Consider the following 20370-nt stretch of genomic DNA (forward strand, 5'->3'; position numbering starts at 1 on the left):
GTACTGCCTCCCGCCGTTCTTCCGGTACCGTCAGGTTCGGCTTCCCTCTCGCAGCAATGGCGGGTCGGTAGCCTCCTTTCCTAGCAGGTCTTTCAAAACGACGTTGTCGAGCACTGGGTCTGCCTCATCTAACTGATCCAAATTGACTTTCACGGGCGTCCATCGCATCGCCAGATCCATCGACTTTTCACTTGGTGCGTCCTCCGCAAAGCTGACCTTCAAGCCAAACGCACGTGTCCTAACTCGGTGTCGCTGATCCGAAGGTCCGCTTCCAGAAAACCCAGCATGATCTATTGCGCCTGCAGCAGAACCTTCGCTGAACTTCGCATGCATGTCGTGGATGGGCGGGCTGACGCCATCCGGCGAAAAAGTCTGCCCGGTTTTATCTGCGATCGGGCAGCCGCGCCGCCGCACGTCCGATCTGCCCCTGCAGCGGACATGCTACGATCTCTCATTAAGAAAAAGCAGCAGTCTTGTCGACAAAGCCAATGAAATAGAGCTTCCTGGGCGCATTACGGAAACAACCCTAGGAAGTTCTAAAGTCCGCAGATTGCACGCATGTTTGCACTTCAGGACAAGGCTGCGGAACCGGCATTCCTTTCGAGAAGATCCTGAACCAGAGAATTCGGAAACCGCCGTCGCTGGGTGATGGCGAAAAAGGTTTCCTTGATCCGGGGATGTTCTTTGGCCTCGACAAGCCGACCCGAGGTCAATTCGTCTTTCACGACGATCGGTGCGACCAGCGCCAACCCGATGTTTTCCCGGGCCAGAAGACGCATCATCGCCATATCGTCGACCTCGGCGGCGATCTGCGGACGTACGGACAACCGGCTGGCCATCGCGTCAAATGCGGTGCGCACGCTGCTGTCGGTGGTTGGCAGAATGAACGGTTGCTTGGCGAGCAAATCGCGGATCGGGCGCTCCGGATCAAGCCGCTCGGGCGCGCCGACGATGCTGACCTCCTGCTCTCCGATCTGATGGGTTTCGTAAGGTGTCAGACTGTCGTCCGGGGGCGGGCGGTTCATCAGCACCAGGTCAAGATTGAGCGTTCCCAATCCTTCCAGCAATTCGGTCGGGCTGCCTGAACGCAGAATGACCTCGACGTCCAGACGTGACAGGATCGGCCTAAGAAAGCCGATCTGAAAGTTGCGCGACAGGGTTGCAAGCGCGCCGACGCGCAGCGCCTTGCGATCCCGCACCGTGCCTTCAAGGGTCGCGACAAGTTCCTGTCCCGTCGAGAAAATTGCATCCGCGTGATCCAGCGCGATCCGCCCGGCTTCGGTCAGGTGCAATTGCCGCCCGCGCCGGTCGAACAGAGCGTGACCAAGCCGTTCTTCCAATTGCTTGATCTGAACTGACAAGGCGGATTGCGAGAGGTTCAGCCGCTGCGCCGTACGCGTCAGGTTCCCGTCGTGCGCGACGGCCCAAAAGTAACGGAGATGGTGATAGTTCAACGGCATTCGTTAGACTTTATAGAACGTAAAATGAAAAACAATGAATTTTTACTATCAAACAGACTCCCCTAAGCCATTGCGAAAGGTCGCTGACCGCGAATTTCAAAGGAGTCCGATGATGGCTTATCTGTTTTTACCCCTTCTGAGCCCGCTCGTCCTGCTGGTGGCCGCGTTCTATGCGGCGCGCCATCCCGGGAAACGCCCCAGACGGGTGCCTGCCCTGACCGAGGCCGCTTCATTCGCCGCATTCGCGATGGCGGCCGTGGCTGCAACGCTCCTTGTGGTCAAAAGCTCCGGCACCTCGGCCCTGATTGGTTTTTTCGGTGTTGGACTGTCGGTGCGGCTCGATGCGGTGAGCGCGGTGATGCTGGTTCTGGTCAGCTTCATCGGCTGGATCGTGCTGCGCTATTCCAGGACCTACATGGACGGTGAGGATCGGCAAGGCGCTTTCACGGGCTGGATGTCTGCGACATTGGCCGCTGTCCTGCTGCTGGTCATGTCAGGCAATCTCTTTCAGTTGTTCGCGGCCTGGACGCTGACCAGCCTGTCGCTGAGCAGGTTGCTGCTGTTTTATCCTGAACGCGCAACAGCGCAGCGTGCCGCCCGCAAGAAAGCCATCGTCGCAAGGCTGAGCGAGGGTGCATTGGCCGGTGCCGTGATCCTGCTGATCGCGGCAACCGGGACAACTGATATCGAAACGCTTCTTGCCAGCGCTGAGGCCGATTGGCTGACTATGGGAGCAGCTCTCCTGCTTGCCCTGTCGGCCGTACTAGCCTCGGCGCAATTCCCGATTCACGGATGGCTGACCGAGGTGATGGAGGCGCCCACGCCGGTCTCTGCCCTGCTGCATGCGGGCGTCATCAATGCGGGCGGCTTCCTGTTGATCCGCTTTGCCGACGTGATGCTGCTGGCTCCGGGTGTTATGGCGCTTCTCGTCATGCTCGGAGGGTTCACCGCACTTTTTGGTGGTCTGGTGATGCTGACCCAACCGGCGGTCAAGACCTCGCTGGCATGGTCGACCATCGCGCAGATGGCTTTCATGATCATGCAATGCGGCCTGGCGCTGTTCCCGCTGGCTCTCCTGCATATCGTGGCGCATTCGCTCTACAAGGCGCATGCCTTCCTCAGTTCCGGTGAGGCAGTGCGCAATGTCGCGGCAATTGCCCGCCCCGGACCAATTGCGGTTCCGAGCGCCCGCAACGTCCTGCAAGCCTTTATCATTGCCATCGCGATCTATGGTCTAGTCGGCACGGTTATTGGGTTTGACGGCAAGTCGGTTCAGGCCATCGCCCTGGGCGTCATCCTGATCTTTGGTGTCGCCTACTTGCTGGCGCAGGGCTTTGCCGATGCGGCGCCGCGCGCGCTGACGCAGCGCATCGTGGTCTACGCGCTGGTGACGTCGGTGAGCTATTTCGCCCTTCAGGTTATCGCCCAATCTCTGACCGCTGGCAGCCTGCCTCCGACCCCAAATCCCGGCCCGCTGGAATGGGCGCTGATCCTGCTCGCTCTGATCAGTTTCGGAGTGGTCGCTGTGGCACAGGCGACCTTCCCCCTGTGGGCATCGCACCCGGCCGCAACAGGTCTGCGCGTGCACCTGACCAACGGCCTTTATGCCAATGCAATCTTCGACAAGCTTCTGGACGGATGGTCCAAGCGGTCTGCAGCCTGAAAGGAACCGACCTCATGTTTGCCAAACTCGAGACCTACCCCGCCGCCCTGCTGGAGCTCGTCGCAGAGGCCAACACGGCTGTCAAGGCGATCCCGCCGTTGTTTCCTCTATCTGCCAATGTCGCAGTGAACCCGTTTCTGGGGCAGAGCGATGAGCCGCTTGCAGTCACCGCCGCGCGTCTCGAGCGGGTCGGGGGCGCCCGGGCGATCCCACCACGTACGCATTGGGCAGGCAAAATCAACGCGGGCGAAATTTGCGACACAGATCTGAAGGGGGCATTGGCTTCGATCGAAGGCCAGTTCAACGTGCCAAGCCTGCAGGAACTGAAAGCTTCTCTCGACGATGAGAGCCCCGCGCCCAAAGCCCTTCCTACCGTGGCAGAACTGGCAGCGGATGTCTCCGGCATCGACTGGCCCGGGCTTATTGATGACCGCATCGGCGTTTGGGCCGCCAGTCACTTCGATCAGGGGCAGGCACTCTGGAAACAGGCAGGCAGCGGCGGCCCCTTCAGGGCTTGGCGCGACTTCGCCTCGCGCGATCTGACGCCCGAGATTCAGGGCCTTACGGGCTTTTGCACTTTTGTTGCTGACACCAACCGTTCGCATTGGCGCGCTATTGGCCGCGCTTCGGAAAGGCTTGGCGTCACCACTGCTGCTGCGCCCACCGCGTTCCACCGCTGGCTGATGACGCTGGGCGGATGGGCGCAATACGGGCGCTATCTGTTGTGGCAGGCGGAACTGGAAGGCAAAGCGAACAGCAGCGTGACCGAACTTCTGGCCATCCGGATGGTCTTCGACGAAGCTCTGTTCGAGCTCTACGAAGACCAGATTGCAGCACGTTGGGCAGATGTGGTCGCGGCCCATCAGAGCCCAGTTACTCCGCCCCGGGATCTTGTCATCGATGCGGTGCTGCAGGACGCCGCAGAACGGGCCGAGCAGCGCGTGCTGGCCGACAGGCTGTCCTGCGGTACAATGCGCAAGGGCGAGGCGCGCCCGGCCGTGCAGGCGGCCTTCTGTATCGATGTGCGTTCGGAAGTCTTCCGCCGCGCATTGGAAGCGCAGGATGGAAGCATCGAGACGATCGGCTTTGCCGGTTTCTTTGGCTTGGCCAGCGCCCATAGGGCCGCCGGATCGGATGTGACCGAATTCCGCGGTCCGGTTCTCTTGCAACCGGGGCTGAATTCACAGGCAGCCGAGCCCGAAACGGCAAACCTGAGCCGCCGCTACGGCGCCCGGGCCAAACGCGCCTGGGGCCGGTTCAAGCTGGCCGCAGTGTCCTCCTTCGCCTTTGTCGAGGCATCGGGGCCGCTCTACGCGGGCAAGCTTGTTCGGGATGCTCTCGGTTTCGGCAATAAAACCGCGGAAGACCCTGCGCCGAAGATGGATCCCGCGCTCAATCTCGAATCCCGTGTTGGAATGGCAAAATCGGTGCTGACCGCCATGTCTCTCACGGATGAATTTGCGCCGATCGTATTGCTGGTCGGCCACGGCGCCGATGTCACCAACAATCCTCATCAAAGCGCCCTGCAGTGTGGCGCTTGTGGCGGTCACGCCGGGGACGTGAATGCCCGCCTGCTGGCGAGCCTGTTGAATAATCAGGACGTCCGGACTGGGTTGCGTGACAACGGGATCAATATCCCTTCGGATACGGCATTCCTGCCCGCGCTGCACCATACGACCACCGACCAAGTGACCCTGTTCGAACAGGATCTGCCGCCGGAAACGCCCATTGACGTTAGCCAGTTGAAGGCCTGGCTTGCCGCCGCCGGAGCGCTCGCTCGGGCGGAGCGTTCCCAGCGCCTGCCGCGTGCCGCGGGCGCAGCGCATGTCGCGCAGCGGGCCCGGGACTGGGCCGAAACCCGCCCCGAATGGGGCCTGGCCGGATGCCGTGCCTTTGTCGCCGCGCCGCGTCACCGCACCGATGGGGCAGACCTGTCCGGGCAGGCTTTCCTGCATAATTACGACTGGCGGCGGGATGATGGCTTTGGCGTGCTTGAATTGATCCTGACGGCGCCCGTCGTGGTCGCCAGTTGGATCAGCCTTCAGTATTACGGTTCAACCGTGGCGCCGGGCTTGTTCGGTGGCGGCAACAAGCTGCTCCACAACGTAGTGGGCGGTATCGGCGTTCTGGAAGGCAACACGGGCGCCCCGCGTCCGGGTCTGCCGTGGCAGTCAGTGCATGACGGTTACGGCTTTCAGCACGATCCGCTACGCCTGTCGGTAATCGTTGAGGCTCCGCGCGAAGCCATGTCCGAGATCCTGCGGCGCCATCCCGGCGTCCGCGCCTTGTTTGACAATGGCTGGCTGCACCTCATCGCAATGGATGACGAAGGCAAGCTGGCTTGGCGCTATTGCGGCGACTTGGAATGGTCACGCTTCAAGGATCAATCCGCCGACGCGCGCGCACTAGCAGCGGAATAGTCTGTTTCCGCTCGCCTGGATATAGCTTTGGCGCACCTTCGTTCTGCTTCATGCAGAATGAAGGTGCCTCGCATTGTTTCCTATCGGTAATTTCAGGAGTCTAAGACGCTATAGGTACAGAGATGCAGCGGGCCAATAACCTCCCTGCACGCAATCTCATCCACTTTGCCCCGCTGAACGGCCCATCTGACATGTTCCAAGGCCGCATGTGCGACGAAGGGCGCTTTTTTGATGCCGCCACGCGGCGAATAGGCCCGGCTTCAACCGGCTGAAAGGCTGACTTTGCAAATGACGCTGTATGCGCCAAAGTTACCCCGGCGCACGGATCCGGGTCGCCCCTCGTGCCGGTGTCCGCACTGTCGCAGCTGAAGTTGCGCGCTTGCGATTTACACCGGTTCTGCTATCGATCTTTGATATGAAGGTGATGCACTCCATCTGGTGGCTTCGCACGCTGGCCGTGCTGCTGACGATTGCCTTGGCAACGTCGGGTTTTGCGCATCGCTTTGCAACACCGGAACAGCAGGCTGCACTGGATTATGCCCAAACCTATGGGCTGGACATCTCGTCGATCTGTGGAGATTTCGAGGATGCCGACAGCACGCAAACTTGTGAGGCCTGTCGTCTGCATACGGCTACCTCTCTGCCAGAGCCAGCTGTTGCCCTCATCCTTGCCGAATTGTCTTGTGATCCGGCCGATTGGGTGCCGCAGCCACCTGTTCTGAACGCCCTCACCGCCGAAGCAGCACGCCCGGCACGAGCGCCTCCGACCGTCTGAATTTTCCCGACCTATTGGTGAAAAATCCGGCCCGTGCGCCGGAGCAGACTTTGGAGACATCCATGAATATCGCTCTTAGTGCGGCTCTTGCCGCCACCTGTGACGTCACTGCGCGCTCTACGGGAATAAGGTAGAACCGGCGTTCATGGGCGATCCTGCCGACAGGCTGGGTCGCTCCTGAATGGACCATTTCGGCCCCTGCTCCTTGTTCTTTCTCAGTCTCATAACACGCGCGCTGCTGCTCTTGGCGTTGCTCGGCTCGTCCACCGTGCCGGACGGGCTTATGCGCGCTCAAGGCCCCGAAGGCATGCGGTTGGTGCTTTGCACGCCCGACGGCACGCAGGAGGTCTGGCTGACCGATGCGGGCGAGATCATCCCTGCCGAGGATGATCAGCCCGCCCGGGACGATCACGGCGGGCCGCATTGCGTCCAAGTCAGCGTCGCCGGGACCGTGCCCTCTGCGAACGTCGGTCTTTTGATCCAAATGCCGCTTCGGCCTTTGGCGCTGCCAACAGGTTCGGCGCAACGTCCAGTTTCGCTAGATCTTCCAAATCAACACCGCAGCCGCGCGCCGCCTCTTCCCGTCTGATCCTTCAGCCGGGGCCCCGCGCCCCTTGTCCGACAGTCAAAGACAAGGAAACCAGCATGACTGCGATGATACACCCGTGGCCTGACCACAGGGCCTTCAGAATTGCCCCAAGACTCGCCCTGTTCCGGGGAATGAGGTCTGCCGAGATGCGCAGTATCCAGCGCAAATTCACAACCGAAAATTACCGTGATGGCGAAACACTGGCCTGCAAGGGCGTGGATGCGCCCTTCATGGGGATCGTCCGGTCCGGCATGCTGCGCGAGGACAGGCCGACGCCGCAGGGGCGCACGCATCTGCTGGCCCTGACTTTTGCCAACGAAGCGCTGGCGCCGCAGGGCTGCGTCCGTGCCAAATGCACGCTGACCGCCGTTGGTGAGACCGAGGTCATGACCTGCGACCAACGCACATTCGAGGAACTGGCCAGCGCCATTCCCCGGCTGCAGCTGAACCTCTTGCATCTGATACAGGACCAGTTGGCGCAGGCGCAGGACTGGCAGCTGCTGCTGGGGCGCAAGACCGCCAGCGAACGCGTGGCCTCGATGCTGGTCTCCTTCCATCAGCGCCACGGGCGGCCGGACGAGATGCACCTGCCGATGAGCCGCGCTGATCTGGGACAGTTGACCGGCCTGACGCTGGAAACCGTCTCGCGGCAGATGCGGGCGCTGGAAAAGGCGGGGCTGATTGCCATGCCGCTACCGACCCGTGTCCGCGTTCTGGATGCCGTAGCCCTTCACGAGCTGACCGGCGATGCGCCTGCACGCGTCGCCGCCTGACCTTTTCATGACACAGGGAGAAACCATGAAACTTGCACTGACAACCTGCCTCGCCACGCTGCTGACCACCGCCGCATGGGCCGAGATCACCATCACCGACCTGCGCGACCGCACCCTCACGCTCAACGCTCCGGCGGAACGCGTGCTGCTGGGGTTTTACTACGAGGATTACCTCGCTGTCGTCGGCGACGGCGCGGTGGACAAGCTGGTCGGCCTGTCGCGCGGGCCTTGGGCCGACTGGCGCCCGAAACAATGGGACGCCTACACGCAGGTCTTTCCGCAGCTGGCTGAGCTGCCCGATGTGGGCGACACAGAAAACAGCACCATGTCCATCGAGGCCGCCATCGCCGCAGACCCGGACCTGGTGATCCTTGCGGGCTGGCAGTACGACGCGCTTGGCGAAAACGCGGCGCAGTTCGATACGGCGGATATTCCCGTACTCGTACTCGATTACAACGCCCAGACGCTTGAGGCGCACCTGGCCTCGACCCGCGCGCTGGGGATGGCGATGGGCACTGAGGAGCGCGCCGAGACGCTCGCGACGTTCTATGCCGAGATGACAGCCGACACTGCTGCGCGGGTAGAACAGTCAACTGAAGCACCAAAAGTTTATGTCGAGCTGGCGCAGAAAGGGCCGGACGAGGTCGGAAACTCCTATGCAGGCGGCATGTGGGGCGGAGTTATCGACCGGCTCAAGGGGCAGAACATCGCCAATGGCCAGATCGAGAACTGGGGGCCTCTTTCCCCGGAATACGTGCTGTCCCAAGCGCCCGAGGTGATCCTTCTCTCCGGCTCTGAATGGCTGAACCGTCCTGCCTCGGTCCCGTTGGGCTTTGGCGCGGACAAGGCGCTCGCGAACGAACGCATCGGTGCCTATCTCGGTCGCCCCGGCTGGTCAGACCTGCCCGCAGTCGAAAACGGCAAGGTCTATGGCATCTATCACGGCGGCTCGCGCACGCTGTCTGATTTTGCCTATTTCCGTTTCCTTGGAAAGGCGATGCACCCGGCGACCTTTGCCGATGTCGACCCGCAGGCCGAACTGGCGAAGTTCTACGCCGACTGGCTGCCGATCACGCCCGAGGGCACCTTCATGATGCAGGCGGAATGAGTATCGCGGTAAGTGAAGGGAGCGGTTTCGACCGCACCCGCATCACCCGGATGGGGGCGGTCTGTGCCGCCCTCACCATCCTGGCGGCCCTGATGGTGGTGGACCTAGTGACCGGTCCCGCCGGTCTGCCTTTGTCCGACGTCCTGAAGGGCCTGCGCGATGGCCCGGATGCAGAGAACCGCCGCCTCGCGACGATCCTGTGGCATCTGCGCATGCCGCAGACCCTGATGGCTGCACTGGTGGGTGCTTCCCTGGGGATCGCCGGACTGATGATGCAGACCATCCTCAATAACCCTCTGGCCAGCCCCTATACGCTGGGCTTTTCCGCCGCTGCCGGTTTCGGCGCAGCACTGGTGATCCTGTTCGGTACGGCACTGCCGGTGGCGATGTGGATCGGCGTACCGCTCGCGGCCTTTGCCGCCACGCTGGTCGCGGCTGGACTTGTCTACCTCGTCGCGCACCTGCGCGGCGCCTCGCCCGAGATGCTGGTGCTGGCGGGCATAGCGGTGCTTTTCCTGTTCCAGTCACTGCAATCGCTGCTGCAATTCATGGCGGCCCCCGAAGTGCTGCAACAGATCGTCTTCTGGCTGTTCGGCAGCCTGCTCAAGGCGACCTGGACGTCGGTGCAGGTCTTGTCCGCGATCCTTGCCGTGACCCTGCCATTGATTGCCCGTGAGGTGTGGAACCTGACCTCACTGCGCCTTGGCGAAGGCAATGCTGCAAGCCTTGGCCTGAACGTCGAAAGGTTGCGCCTGCGGGCACTGGTGACAATCGCGCTTCTGACTGCCGGGGCCGTCAGCTTTACCGGCACCATCGGTTTTGTCGGCCTGATCGCCCCGCATGTCGGGCGCGCTCTGGTGGGCGAAGATCACCGTTTCGGCCTGCCGATGGCAGCGATCATGGGCGCTGTGGTGCTGGTCGCCGCCTCCGTACTGGGCAAGGTCATCTCGCCCGGTGCGGTCATTCCGGTGGGCATCATCACCGCCATCGCGGGTATTCCGATGCTGCTTGCAATCATCCTGCTGAAAGGGCGCACATGAGTTTGGTTCTGGAAAATTTCACCGTTGATGCCGGGCGCCGCCGCTTGCTGCGGATTGACAGGCTAGAGCTGCCCTCGAGCGGGCTCGTTGCGGTAATTGGCCCAAACGGTGCAGGCAAATCCACCCTGCTGAAGGCGCTTGCCGGGGTTCAGCGCCACGGCGGCAGCAAGGCGCTGGACCAGAGCTGGCCTGCGCCCGAGCGCATCGGATTCCTACCACAGGATTTCACCGTGAAGGCCGCCATGAGCGTTGCGGAATGTGTGCTGCTTGGGCGGCGTGAAAGGCTCGGTTGGCGCATCACAGCGCAGGTGCGCGCCGAAGTCGCCCAGATATTAGAGATACTGAACCTTGCACATCTCGCTGAGCATCGGATGGATCGTCTGTCAGGGGGCCAGCAACAGCGCGTTCTTCTGGCGCAACGCCTAATCCGCAATCCCCGCCTGCTGATCCTAGACGAACCCACCAGTGCGCTGGACCTGCACCACCAGCTCGAGGTACTCGAACAGTTGCAAAAGCTTGCGCAGAGCAGACTCGTGCTCGCGGCCTTGCACGACCTGACCTTGGCAGCCCGTTATGCGGATCAGACGGTATTTCTTGAAACCGGCAGGCTCGCTGCGGCCGGACCGACCTCACAGGTTCTGCAGTCGCCCTGCCTTGACCGGGCCTATCAGATCAACAGTGAGATTCTCCGTGATCGCGATGGCGGGCCAGTCTTCGTCGCGCACCAGGCTCGGTCGCCGAAATATTGACGTATTGTAGATCAGCGCTCCCAAGTGTGAGCCCAAGACGCCGAAGGTTTGATCTAGCAGGTTGTCAATCTCGACGCGGCAGATCACTCAGATACCGCATGCGCCGCCGCGCTAGCCTTTGCCCTGCCTCATCCTTTGGTCGCGCTTTGAAAATACCTTAGAGGTCTCGCGAAAACAGCACTTTCTCCGCGTCCGAAAGCCCACCCCATACAGCACCCGCGAATTCACGCTTGCCTCATCAGCGCACCACAGGCTCCCCAATGTTTTCCTCAGTCGTGTTTCGTGCCAGATCCTTCAGGATGGGGCAATCCGGGCGGTGATCTCCCGCGCAGGCGTGCACCAATTGATCCAGCGTGTCACGCATAGACTGGAGCTGAGTGATCTTCTCGTCGATCTGGGCCAGATGCTCTTCGGCAATGCGCTTGACCTGCGCGCTTTCCCTGCCCTCGTCCTCGTATAGCGCCATCAGCGCCCGGCAGGTTTCAATGGTAAAGCCAAGCGCGCGGGCGCGGCCGAGGAAGGCCAGCTTGTGCAGGTCCTGTTCACGAAAGCTGCGATACCCGTTCTCGCTGCGCTGCGGGTGGATCAGGCCAATATCCTCGTAGTAGCGGATCGTTTTTGCGGGCAGTCCTGATCGCCGTGATACGTCACCGATATTCACTCCAGCCCCCTGTCATTCCGCCGGAACATGCGCGTTGCTTGCGCGGGCGCCGCTGGCCCCGGCTTTTTCATCCATGGCCGGTGCTACGCGGCGCAGGCGCAGCGCGTTGGTCAGGACAAAGACCGACGACAGTGCCATCGCACCTGCCGCCAGCATCGGCGACAACAGCACACCGAAGGCAGGATACAGTACGCCCGCAGCAACCGGTACCAGCGCGGTGTTGTAGCCGAAGGCCCAGAACAGGTTTTGGCGGATGTTGCGCATAGTGCGGCGAGAGACCTCGAAGGCGTTGACCACACCGCGCAGATCGCCCGACATCAGCACCACATCAGCGCTTTCGATGGCCACATCCGTGCCGGTACCGATGGCGATGCCGACATCGGCATGGGCCAGCGCAGGCGCGTCATTGATGCCATCCCCGACAAAGGCGATCTGGCGCCCCTGCCGCAACTCATCGAGCGCCGAGACCTTGCCGTCGGGCAGAACGCCTGCGATCACGTGGTCGATGCCGGTTTCGTCGGCGATGGCTTCTGCTGTCTCGCGCTTGTCGCCTGTGATCATGGCGACTTTCAGCCCCTTTTCATGCAGCGCAGCGATGGCCGCGCGGCTGGCCGGTTTCACCGGGTCGGCCACGCCGATCACCGCCGCAAGCCGCCCATCAACTGCCGCGTAGAGCGCCGTACGCCCGCGTTTGGTAAGCTCGGTCTCCTGCGCCGCCAGCGCCGCCGTGTCGATGCCTTCGCGTGTCATGAACCGGTCGGCGCCGACCAGCACCTGCGCCCCGTCCACCAAGGCGCGCACGCCGTGGCCGGTGACCGAGGTGAAATCGCCCGCCTCAGCGCGTGGTGCGCCCTCGGCGCGGGCGGCGCGAACGATGGCTTCGGCGATCGGGTGCTCCGAACGTTCCTCCACCGCGGCGATTTTGGACAGCACCTCCGCCCGTTCAAAACCTGTGGCGAGAACAAGGTCGGTCAGTTCCGGGCGGCCCTCGGTCACGGTGCCAGTCTTGTCCAGCGCCACGACCTCGACCGTGTCCAGTTGTTGCAGCGCGTCGCCCTTACGGAACAACACGCCCATCTCGGCGGCGCGGCCGGTGCCCACCATGATCGAGGTCGGCGTGGCCAGACCCATGGCACAGGGGCAGGCAATGATCAGCACCGATACACCTGCGACCAACGCCAGCGTCAGCGCGGGCGACGGGCCGAAGATCAGCCAGACGAGGATGGTCAGGGTCGCGGCGGCCATCACCGCGGGCACGAACCACAGGGTGATCCGGTCAACCGACCCCTGGATCGGCAGCTTGGCGCCCTGCGCCTCTTCGACCATGCGGATGATTTGGCTGAGGGTGGTGTCACCACCAACCCGCGTGGCGCGGAACTGCAGGCTGCCTGCGCCGTTCACGGTACCGCCGGTGACGGCATCACCAGCGGTCTTTTCCGCTGGAACCGGCTCGCCTGTCAGCATGCTTTCGTCGACGTGGCTGTTGCCCTCGATCACCTCGCCATCCACGGCAATGCGCTCGCCCGGGCGGACGACGATGATGTCGCCCTGCACCAGCTCATCGACAGAGACCTCGGTGCTCTCGCCGCCCCGCATCACGCGGGCGGTGCGCACCTGCAGCCCCAGCAGTTTCTGGATCGCGGCGCCGGTGCGCCCCTTGGCGCGCGCCTCAAGAAAGCGCCCCAGCAGGATCAGCACGACGATGACTGCTGCCGCCTCGAAATAGACCGCACGCACCGCGTCCGGCAAAAGCGCAGGCAGGAAGGTTGCGACAACGGAGTAAAGATAGGCCGCCCCGGTACCCACCGCGACAAGGCTGTTCATGTCCGGCGCACCCTTCAGCAGCGCGGGGAACCCTTTGAGATAGAAAATCCGACCCGGCCCGATCAGCACCAGCGTCGTCAGTGCGAACTGCAACAGCCAACTGGTCTGCTGACCGATGGTGGCGTTGATCCAGTGGTGAAAGGCCGGAAACACATGGCCGCCCATCTCAACCACAAAGACCGGCAGCGCGAGGGCAGCGGCATAGGCCATGCGCCGGGCAAGGCTGCGGGCCTCTTCGGCCTTGCGGGCGGTGCGATCCTCTCCGCCCGCCGCCTCTGCCACGGTTGCGGGATAGCCGGCGTCCTTGCTGGCCGCGATCAGTTCGGCGGGGGTGACCGCGCCTTCGGCATAGCGCACAGTCGCGGTTTCAGATGCGAGATTTACATTGACGTCAAGCACGCCCGGCACCGCCTCCAGCGCCTTGTCGACGCGCCCCACGCAAGAGGCGCAGGACATCGATTCCACGTTCAGCGTCACCGACGCCACCCGCGCCGGGTAACCAAGCTTGTCGAGCGCCGCAATGGCGTCTGCGATGCGCTCCGGGTTGTCGGCGACCAGTCTTGCGGTTTCAGATGCAAGGTTGACCGAGACGTCATGGATGCCCTCAACCGCCGTCAGGCCGCGGTCCACGCGCCCAACGCAAGAGGCACAGGACATGCCTTCGACGGACAATGTAACAGGGGTTTGTTCGGGCATGACAGCCTCCTCGATTCTGTGTGGCTGTGACTTACATGGTGGTTCTAGTCACTGGAAGGTCAAGGGCGCGTCAAAATTTTATCACAGGTCAGATCACGTCTTGACCTTCCCCTAACTGGAAGCCCCATCTCTCGCCCTGCAACCAAACCAGAGAGGGTTCGAAATGGAATTCAAGGTTCCGGACATGAGCTGCGGCCACTGCACTGCCGCCATCGAAAAATCCGTCAAGGCCGCCGATCCGGCCGCCACGATTGCCTGCGACCTCGGCGAACGCCTGGTGAAGATCGACAGCGCACTGTCGGCTGATCAGCTTGCCGCCGTGATCAAGGACGCGGGCTACGACTCGCAGCCCGCTGCCGCCTGATCCTGTCCCGCGTCGGCCCCCTCCGGCGCGGGATCCCCATTATTCGGCGCGGTCCCGGGCTGTGCTCACCAGTTCGGAAAGCTGGTCCTTTTCAACAAACCCCGGCACCAGCGCATCCCCGACAACGAAGGACGGCGTTCCGTTGAAGCCAAGCGCCTGGGTCAGACGCATCGATGTGGCGATGTGTTCAGCCACTTCCGGCGCCTCCATGTCTTTTTTCAGCTGCTCAAGATCCAGCCCGACCTCTTCGGCGACGCGCAGGACCGTGGCCTCCTGGGCACGGCCCTTGATCGCCATCATCGCCCAGTGAAATTCTTCATATTTTCCTTGCGCCCGCGCCGCGAGCGCGGCCTTGGCGGCAAAGACCGAGCCGTCGCCAAGAATGGGCCATTCTCGGTAGACAAGCCGGATATTGGGATCTTCCTCGATCAGCGCCCGGACCTCGGGTTTTACCCGGCGGCAATAGGGACAGTTGTAGTCGAAGAACTCCACCACGGTTACATCCCCCTCCGGATTGCCGAGGACCGGCGCATTCGGATCGCGTTCAATCAAGTCACGCTGGCTGCGCAGCACCTCTGCCTGAGTTTCTGCCTGTGCATCCGCCTGTTGTTTTTCCAGCAGAGCAACGGCCTCCATGACGATCTCGGGGTTCTCCCGTATCGTCTCCAGGACCAGCTCCCGGACGCGGGCCTCGTCGAGTTCCTGCGAGAGTGCGGGTATCGGCAGCAACGTGGCCATCGCCAGTGCAAGGATCGGTGCCTTAAGGGTCATGTCAGTTCTCTCCATTTTCCGCATTGGTTCGCGCTTTCTGAGCTTCCTTTACATGCTCCGGCCAGGTGGACCGGATATAGCCCAGCACGTTGCGGATCTGCTGATCCGTAAGGCTGTCGCCAAACCCCGGCATGCCACTGTCGAACTCCATGCCCTGCTGGGCCATAAGGGCCTTGCCGCCCAGCTTGGTATAGTTGAACAGCAGGCTGTCCGAATGATGCCAGGTGTGCCCCGTTTCATCATGCGGGGGGGCGGGCAGACGCCCGTCGGGGCCGCGTGTGCGCCAGTCCGGCTGGCCTTCCAGCTGAGCCCCGTGACAGGCAGCGCAGGCTTCGGCGTAAAGGGCCTCGCCCTCGGCAATGTCCAGCCCCTCGGCGCCGGAGGCCACCGCCGGATCCTGTCCTTGCAGCATCCAAACGCCGCCAGCCACTGCCGATGCCAGCACGGCGATGATGACTTGCACCCTCATGTGACCCGCGCCCATGTCTTCATGCCCGAGGCCGCATGGGTGAGCATATGGCAGTGCAACAACCGGTCGCCGGGATTGTCGGCGGCAAAGGTAATGGTGCGCGTTGCGCCCACATCGTTCATTCGGCTGCGCCCCCATCAGCGTCGAGCAGATAGGTGGCGATGGCTTCACGGTCCTTTGGAGTCAGGAACCGGGTGCCTTCGCGGACCACCTCGGCCATGCTGCCGCCAAAGGCATCGCCTGATGGCGTCAGGCCCGTCTGCAACGCGTAGGACAGCGACGAGACTGTCCAGCCGTTCTTGGCTAGATAAGCGGCCCGGATCGAGGGCGCCTTGCTGCCACCCGGAAGCGCGTCATTGCCGGCAAAGGCTGCGTCAGGATCACGGCCCCCCGCCAGATTGCGCGGCGTATGGCAGGCCCCGCAATGGGCCGCGCCGCGAACCAGTTCCCTGCCCCGGTTCCAGGCCGCACTGCGCCCCGGCAGCGGTTCCGTCCCCGGATCGTGGAAAAACGCGGCCCGCCAAAGCTTCAGTCCCCAGCGCTGATTGAAGGGAAAACCGACCGCATGATCCGGCGCGGCCTCAGGCACCGGTGCCACGGTCTGAAACGCGGCCCACAGATCGGCGATATCCTGATCGGAAAACTCTGCGTAGAAGGGGTAAGGAAAGGCCGGGAAATAGGGTTCCCCATCTGGTCCGATGCCCTGACGGATGGCTTTTGCAAAACTCTCGGCAGTCCAGCCGCCGATGCCATGTTCGGGATCCGTGGTCAGATTCGGCGGATAGAAGGTGCCGAAATCCGTCTTCAGCGGCGCCCCTCCGGCCAGCGGGGCACCGCCCGCTTCGAAATTCGAATGACAGGCGATACAGCCGCTGGCACGTGCCAGGTAAGCACCCCGGTTAACGTCGCCCTCCGTCGTGATCGGCTTCGGAGCGCTGCCGACCGGCCACGCGATCACCGCGGTCAGGACAACGGCAACACATGCCGCCGCCCCGCCAGACAAAAATGCGACCCGGCGCATGCTCAGTGGTCTTCCGCCCGGAACCGGGAATGACAGGCCGAGCAGACCTGTGTCGTCATCGCAAAGGCCGCATCCGCAGGCATCGCGGCGATATCTTCTGCGCGCATCATCCCGGCGCCGCCGCCCATCATACTGGTGCCTGACCCCATCATGGATCCGTTGCCCATCATCGAACCCGATCCCATTCCGGAGCTATTCCCCATCATCGACCCTGCGCCCATGCCTCCGCCACCAGCGAGGCCATTCCCGGCAGCGGCCTCCAGGCCCTCGGCGTAGATTTCCAACTGCCGTGCCAGCGCCGCGAACCGATCCCAGTCTGCCCAGACCGCATCCTTGGCCTCGGAAGGGGCACCGCCAGACCCTTTCGGGAAAAGATCAGTCAGGGCCTCGCCTGCGTGTTTCTGGAAAATCCGGGCTGTGTTGCGCATGGCAGCGGCATCATAGGTCCTCTCGCCGCGCATCATCGGGGTGACCGCCTTCACGGCATCCCCCATCGCTTCCATCGATTCCATCCGATCCCTGACGATACCCTTGGCATTGCCGTGCGCAAAGGCTGCGACTGCTGTGCCGGTGATGACGATTGCTGCCAGAATGGGTGTTGTCTTCATCGTATCAATACTCCGTTGATGCTGAATTTTGCTGCCCTTGGCGATCCAGACCCCAGGAGCATCACTCGATCCCGTTCGCACGTTGCAGTTCACGCACGTAGGCAATGACCATCTTAACATCACCCGGCGTGACCCCCTCGACCGGAGGCATATTGCCAAAGGGCCAATGATGGGCGCGCACCCCGTTCTGCGCAGCCAGGATAAAGGCCATGTCGGAATGGTGGCTGGGTTCATAGACCTTATGCACCAGCGGCGGCGCAACCCCGTTCTGCCCTGCTGCGTTTTCCCCGTGACAGTCGGCACATTTGGCTTCGAAGATGGATTTTCCAAGCTGGGCATTGCCAGAGAGTTCTGTCGGCAGCGCGACCGTTGCAATCGGAGCGCCAGGGGCAAGCGCGCCCGTGTCAGGCGACGCCATCGAATGACCGGCCGGTGCGGCCTCGGGTTGCAGGTACTGCCAGCCACCGACTCCGATGCCCCCAGCCAGAATGACGGCTACCACAACAGTCAACTTGTTCATTTCGTGTCTTTCTTTCGCTTTTCCTAGTGCAGATGAGGCCCGACCTGCGTTCCGGCGGACGCTCTTTCGACTGCTTGGGGCGTGCCTGCCCTCTGCCTGCTTTGAATAAGTGAATATCGAAGGCACCCCATGCGGCAAGCTGGGACGGCCGCAAGAAATGTATCGGTTTGTATCCTTGACCAGATCCGGCGGCGGGACGGCCTGAGGAGCACAGCTTTTCGGGAGCATGCTCACATCCATGCTGGCAAAAAACCATTCTAGCGACCCCGGCCGCAACCGGGTTCTATGACACGCGTGAGGGTCGGCCTCAGCGGTCCTGCCTCCCAGATCTGCGCCCAGCCTGTGCTGTTCGAGCGTTTGACCTGATGGGTCAGGTCATTCCTCAAGCGTGGCCTTGCGACGGCGGAATTCATCCTCATCGATTTCGCCCTTGGCGAGCCGTTCCCGCAGGATATCCAGCGCATCGGAGGACCGGGCGCCACCCGGGCGGCTGTCCCTCAGCCAATGCACAGCCAGCACGATCAGGGCGATGACAACGCCCCAGAAGACCAGCATCATCAGCCCGCCGAATACGCCATAGCCGCCGCCCCACATCATATGCCCGTCCCAGTGGCCTTCGGGATCCGCCATTGCTGTTGAGGCGAAAAGGCCCGCAGCAGCAGTCATACTCCAGAGTTTCAGAGTCATCTTTCTCTCCTTTCATCGGGTGTTTCTCCGGCAAGCGGGATCGTCACGATGGCGCGTAGCCCGCCTGTTTCACGGTTCCTGAGGGTGATGTCGCCGCCATGCGCCTGGATGATCGTCCGCGCAATCGACAGGCCCAGCCCATGCCCCCCGGTTTCCAGCGATCGCGACGCCTCAAGCCGGTAGAACGGGTCAAAGACTTTCTCGGCCTCGTCCTCCGGAATGCCGGGGCCGTTGTCGTCAACCGTCAGGACAACAGTATCGCCCACGCACTGCCAGCCCACCGAGGCGCCGCCGCCATAGCGATTGGCGTTCTCGATCAGGTTGCGCAGCGCCCGCCGGATGGCATTGGGCCGCAAGCGCGCCTTTGTGTCAGGCCCGGCGCCAAGATCGAAACCGCCTGGTATGTCGGCGCGCAAGGCCGAAAGAAAATCATGCAGTTCTATGGTTTCAGGGCGTTCGGATCCGGTCAGCCCTCGGGCAAAGGTCAGCGTTGCATCGACCATGCCCTGCATTTCCTGTACCGAGACCACAAGGCTGTCGCGGGTTTCCTCATCATCGACCATCTCCGCGCGCACCCGCAGGGCGGTCAGCGGTGAGCGCAGGTCGTGCCCGAGGGCCGCGAGCATCCGCGTGCGGTCCCCTACAAAGCGAGTCAGGCGGTCCTGCATCCGGTTGAAAGCACGGGTAAGATCGCGCACCTCGCTTGGGCCTGCGACGGGCAGTTCGGCCACATCTTCGCCGCGTCCAAGACTGTCGGCCGCTCGGGCCAGCCGCCTGAGGGGGCCAGTCAGGCGCGCCATCACGAACCAGATCACCACGACCAGCAATACCGCCGCCGACAGGGCGAAGGTCAGCATCGAATAGAGCGGCCACTGGATCGGAGGCCGTTCAAAACGGGTGCCCACGTTCAGCCATTGACCGCCACGGATCGCGATAGAGAGGTTCATCTCGACCGCCGTCAGCTCACCCCGCATCATCGCCATATGCATGTCGGTCATTTCCGGCGACAGGTTGGGCAGCGGCATCAGCTGCCCTTCGATCTGGTGCAGCTCGACACGGATATCCCGGCTGAAACTGTCGTCCAACAGTGTGCGGATACGGGCTTCGACCAGGCCGCCGTCAGAGTGGTCCATGTGCTGGACCGACGCTATATCCGCCAGTTCGAAACGCACCAGCGGCGAGTTCGCGGCCCGCAGGATCGAAGCATGCAGGTCGGGTGGAGCTTCCTCGATCAGCCGCGCCACATTTGCCGCGCGCCCGGCGGCTTCAAAGCCAAGCGCGGCGCGGATCGCAAGGCTGCGCTCATCCGCGAACAAAAACAGGCTGACCAGTTGCGCCGCGACCAGCGCCGCAACGACCAGCAGGGTCAGCTGCACCCGCAGCGACATCCGGCGGCGCGATATCACGCTTCCTCCTCCACATCCGTGGCCAGGCAGTACCCGCCGTTGCGCACCGTCTTGATGATCCGGGGGCGCAGGACATCGGGCTCGATCTTGCGTCGCAGGCGGCTGATCTGGTTGTCGATGGTGCGGTCCAGAGGGCCGGCAGTTCGCCCGGCGGTAAGATCGAGCAGCTGATCGCGGCTCAACACCATGCGCGCCCGTTCCAGCAGGACAACCAGCAACCGGAATTCCGAACTGGTCAGCGGGATTTCATCTGCGTTGTCATCAATGAGGATCTGCCGGTCGGTGTCGAGCACTAGATGTTCGAACCGCACCCTGTGCCCCGCCAGCCGCCCGGCCAGAGGGTCCTGCCGCCTGCTCCGCCGAAGGACCGACTTGATCCGGGCCAGCAGCTCGCGCGGATTGAATGGCTTTGCAAGGTAATCATCTGCACCGATCTCAAGACCGGAGATACGGTCGCTCTCTTCGCCCAGCGCGGTCAGCATGATGACTGGTACCGTGCCCTCATCGGCCAGCCTCCGGCAGGCCAACAGGCCGTCTTCACCGGGCATCATCACGTCCAGCACAACAAGATCGAAATGCCCCGCCGCAAGCTGCGCGTCCATATCGGCGGCGTCCTTGGCCGCTGTCGCCCGCATCCCGTTCTTTTCAAGGTAGCGCGTCACGCTTTCACGGATCTGCGCGTGATCGTCGACGACAAGGATATGCGGCTGGGGTCCCATGCTTTTGTCCTACCGGAAAGACCGTTTGAATTTCACCATCGCAATTG

Annotated in this window: 21 protein-coding genes; 9 read left to right on the top strand and 12 right to left on the bottom strand. The window is 62.6% G+C overall.

The window, feature by feature from the left end; genetic code table 11:
* Positions 1-569: 569 nt before the first annotated feature.
* Positions 570-1460 carry a LysR family transcriptional regulator gene (locus SM765_RS18605; protein WP_274836424.1) on the bottom strand — a complete coding sequence of 297 codons (891 nt, stop codon included), beginning with the start codon at positions 1458-1460 and terminating at the stop codon, positions 570-572.
* Between the two features lie 112 nt (positions 1461-1572).
* On the opposite strand from SM765_RS18605, the gene SM765_RS18610 reads away from it, so the two are divergent.
* From SM765_RS18610 to SM765_RS18645, 8 genes are all read left to right on the top strand, one after another.
* Positions 1573-3123, top strand: coding sequence for a proton-conducting transporter transmembrane domain-containing protein (locus SM765_RS18610; protein ID WP_274836423.1), 1551 nt, complete (start codon positions 1573-1575; stop codon positions 3121-3123).
* A 14-nt stretch (positions 3124-3137) separates the two neighbouring features.
* The gene (locus tag SM765_RS18615) at positions 3138-5543 is read left to right on the top strand and encodes a YbcC family protein (RefSeq protein ID WP_274838722.1); all 2406 of its coding nucleotides are present in this window, start codon (positions 3138-3140) and stop codon (positions 5541-5543) included.
* Positions 5544-5958: 415 nt separating this feature from the next.
* Positions 5959-6318: a polyketide synthase gene (locus SM765_RS18620; RefSeq protein WP_274832332.1), complete on the top strand. Its 360-nt coding sequence runs from the start codon at positions 5959-5961 to the stop codon at positions 6316-6318.
* 181 nt (positions 6319-6499) lie between these two features.
* The gene (locus SM765_RS18625) at positions 6500-6907 is read left to right on the top strand and encodes a DUF2946 family protein (RefSeq protein WP_274838723.1); all 408 of its coding nucleotides are present in this window, start codon (positions 6500-6502) and stop codon (positions 6905-6907) included.
* A 146-nt stretch (positions 6908-7053) separates the two neighbouring features.
* Positions 7054-7680: a Crp/Fnr family transcriptional regulator gene (locus SM765_RS18630; protein ID WP_274839042.1), complete on the top strand. Its 627-nt coding sequence runs from the start codon at positions 7054-7056 to the stop codon at positions 7678-7680.
* Positions 7681-7705: 25 nt separating this feature from the next.
* The gene (locus SM765_RS18635) at positions 7706-8788 is read left to right on the top strand and encodes an ABC transporter substrate-binding protein (protein WP_368981691.1); all 1083 of its coding nucleotides are present in this window, start codon (positions 7706-7708) and stop codon (positions 8786-8788) included.
* The gene (locus SM765_RS18640; RefSeq protein ID WP_274838726.1) at positions 8785-9828 is read left to right on the top strand and encodes a FecCD family ABC transporter permease; all 1044 of its coding nucleotides are present in this window, start codon (positions 8785-8787) and stop codon (positions 9826-9828) included. The genes SM765_RS18635 and SM765_RS18640 overlap by 4 nt, the downstream gene beginning before the upstream one ends.
* 44 nt (positions 9829-9872) lie before the next feature.
* Entirely contained in the window at positions 9873-10577 is a 705-nt protein-coding gene (locus tag SM765_RS18645; protein WP_274839041.1) for an ABC transporter ATP-binding protein, read from the top strand.
* A 238-nt stretch (positions 10578-10815) separates the two neighbouring features.
* Here SM765_RS18645 and cueR read toward each other — a convergent pair whose 3' ends face one another.
* Positions 10816-11238, bottom strand: coding sequence for a Cu(I)-responsive transcriptional regulator (cueR, locus tag SM765_RS18650; RefSeq protein WP_274836415.1), 423 nt, complete (start codon positions 11236-11238; stop codon positions 10816-10818).
* A 12-nt stretch (positions 11239-11250) separates the two neighbouring features.
* Entirely contained in the window at positions 11251-13758 is a 2508-nt protein-coding gene (locus tag SM765_RS18655; protein WP_368981692.1) for a heavy metal translocating P-type ATPase, read from the bottom strand.
* Positions 13759-13921: 163 nt separating this feature from the next.
* Here SM765_RS18655 and SM765_RS18660 point away from each other — a divergent pair, with 163 nt between their 5' ends.
* The gene (locus SM765_RS18660; protein WP_065271053.1) at positions 13922-14122 is read left to right on the top strand and encodes a heavy-metal-associated domain-containing protein; all 201 of its coding nucleotides are present in this window, start codon (positions 13922-13924) and stop codon (positions 14120-14122) included.
* Positions 14123-14161: 39 nt separating this feature from the next.
* On the opposite strand, the gene SM765_RS18665 is transcribed toward SM765_RS18660, so the two are convergent.
* From SM765_RS18665 to SM765_RS18705, 9 genes are all read right to left on the bottom strand, one after another.
* On the bottom strand, positions 14162-14893 hold the full coding sequence (locus SM765_RS18665; RefSeq protein ID WP_274832323.1) for a DsbA family protein: 732 nt from the start codon (positions 14891-14893) through the stop codon (positions 14162-14164).
* Between the two features lies 1 nt (position 14894).
* Positions 14895-15362, bottom strand: a complete 468-nt coding sequence (locus SM765_RS18670; protein WP_425537321.1) for a c-type cytochrome — start codon at positions 15360-15362, stop codon at positions 14895-14897.
* Positions 15359-15484, bottom strand: a complete 126-nt coding sequence (locus tag SM765_RS18675; protein WP_425537320.1) for a multicopper oxidase domain-containing protein — start codon at positions 15482-15484, stop codon at positions 15359-15361. The genes SM765_RS18670 and SM765_RS18675 overlap by 4 nt, the downstream gene beginning before the upstream one ends.
* Entirely contained in the window at positions 15481-16383 is a 903-nt protein-coding gene (locus tag SM765_RS18680; protein ID WP_274836413.1) for a c-type cytochrome, read from the bottom strand. Before SM765_RS18680 ends, SM765_RS18675 begins: the two co-directional genes overlap by 4 nt.
* 2 nt (positions 16384-16385) lie before the next feature.
* Positions 16386-16991 (bottom strand): c-type cytochrome, encoded by a 606-nt coding sequence (locus tag SM765_RS18685; protein ID WP_274836412.1) that lies wholly within the window; start codon positions 16989-16991, stop codon positions 16386-16388.
* A gap of 61 nt (positions 16992-17052) precedes the next feature.
* On the bottom strand, positions 17053-17511 hold the full coding sequence (locus SM765_RS18690) for a c-type cytochrome (RefSeq protein WP_274832320.1): 459 nt from the start codon (positions 17509-17511) through the stop codon (positions 17053-17055).
* 375 nt (positions 17512-17886) lie between these two features.
* Positions 17887-18198, bottom strand: a complete 312-nt coding sequence (locus SM765_RS18695; RefSeq protein WP_237028427.1) for an SHOCT domain-containing protein — start codon at positions 18196-18198, stop codon at positions 17887-17889.
* Complete coding sequence (locus SM765_RS18700; RefSeq protein ID WP_342455907.1) at positions 18195-19604, bottom strand: ATP-binding protein; 1410 nt, start codon at positions 19602-19604, stop codon at positions 18195-18197. The genes SM765_RS18695 and SM765_RS18700 overlap by 4 nt, the downstream gene beginning before the upstream one ends.
* Positions 19601-20323 (bottom strand): response regulator, encoded by a 723-nt coding sequence (locus SM765_RS18705; RefSeq protein WP_274838728.1) that lies wholly within the window; start codon positions 20321-20323, stop codon positions 19601-19603. Before SM765_RS18705 ends, SM765_RS18700 begins: the two co-directional genes overlap by 4 nt.
* Between the last annotated feature and the right edge of the window lie 47 nt (positions 20324-20370).

Source organism: Pseudophaeobacter sp. 1A09344 (assembly GCF_041008745.1).
Taxonomy (GTDB): Bacteria; Pseudomonadota; Alphaproteobacteria; order Rhodobacterales; family Rhodobacteraceae; genus Phycobacter; species Phycobacter gallaeciensis_A.

Bases quoted from the DNA above. Each gene is read 5' to 3' on its own strand.
- SM765_RS18605 (WP_274836424.1), bottom strand. From the start codon at position 1,460: ATGCCGTTGAACTATCACCATCTCCGTTACTTTTGGGCCGTCGCGCAC.
- SM765_RS18610 (WP_274836423.1), top strand. From the start codon at position 1,573: ATGGCTTATCTGTTTTTACCCCTTCTGAGCCCGCTCGTCCTGCTGGTG.
- SM765_RS18615 (WP_274838722.1), top strand. From the start codon at position 3,138: ATGTTTGCCAAACTCGAGACCTACCCCGCCGCCCTGCTGGAGCTCGTC.
- SM765_RS18620 (WP_274832332.1), top strand. From the start codon at position 5,959: ATGAAGGTGATGCACTCCATCTGGTGGCTTCGCACGCTGGCCGTGCTG.
- SM765_RS18625 (WP_274838723.1), top strand. From the start codon at position 6,500: ATGGACCATTTCGGCCCCTGCTCCTTGTTCTTTCTCAGTCTCATAACA.
- SM765_RS18630 (WP_274839042.1), top strand. From the start codon at position 7,054: ATGCGCAGTATCCAGCGCAAATTCACAACCGAAAATTACCGTGATGGC.
- SM765_RS18635 (WP_368981691.1), top strand. From the start codon at position 7,706: ATGAAACTTGCACTGACAACCTGCCTCGCCACGCTGCTGACCACCGCC.
- SM765_RS18640 (WP_274838726.1), top strand. From the start codon at position 8,785: ATGAGTATCGCGGTAAGTGAAGGGAGCGGTTTCGACCGCACCCGCATC.
- SM765_RS18655 (WP_368981692.1), bottom strand. From the start codon at position 13,758: ATGCCCGAACAAACCCCTGTTACATTGTCCGTCGAAGGCATGTCCTGT.
- SM765_RS18660 (WP_065271053.1), top strand. From the start codon at position 13,922: ATGGAATTCAAGGTTCCGGACATGAGCTGCGGCCACTGCACTGCCGCC.
- SM765_RS18665 (WP_274832323.1), bottom strand. From the start codon at position 14,893: ATGACCCTTAAGGCACCGATCCTTGCACTGGCGATGGCCACGTTGCTG.
- SM765_RS18670 (WP_425537321.1), bottom strand. From the start codon at position 15,362: ATGAGGGTGCAAGTCATCATCGCCGTGCTGGCATCGGCAGTGGCTGGC.
- SM765_RS18675 (WP_425537320.1), bottom strand. From the start codon at position 15,484: ATGAACGATGTGGGCGCAACGCGCACCATTACCTTTGCCGCCGACAAT.
- SM765_RS18680 (WP_274836413.1), bottom strand. From the start codon at position 16,383: ATGCGCCGGGTCGCATTTTTGTCTGGCGGGGCGGCGGCATGTGTTGCC.
- SM765_RS18685 (WP_274836412.1), bottom strand. From the start codon at position 16,991: ATGAAGACAACACCCATTCTGGCAGCAATCGTCATCACCGGCACAGCA.
- SM765_RS18690 (WP_274832320.1), bottom strand. From the start codon at position 17,511: ATGAACAAGTTGACTGTTGTGGTAGCCGTCATTCTGGCTGGGGGCATC.
- SM765_RS18695 (WP_237028427.1), bottom strand. From the start codon at position 18,198: ATGACTCTGAAACTCTGGAGTATGACTGCTGCTGCGGGCCTTTTCGCC.
- SM765_RS18705 (WP_274838728.1), bottom strand. From the start codon at position 20,323: ATGGGACCCCAGCCGCATATCCTTGTCGTCGACGATCACGCGCAGATC.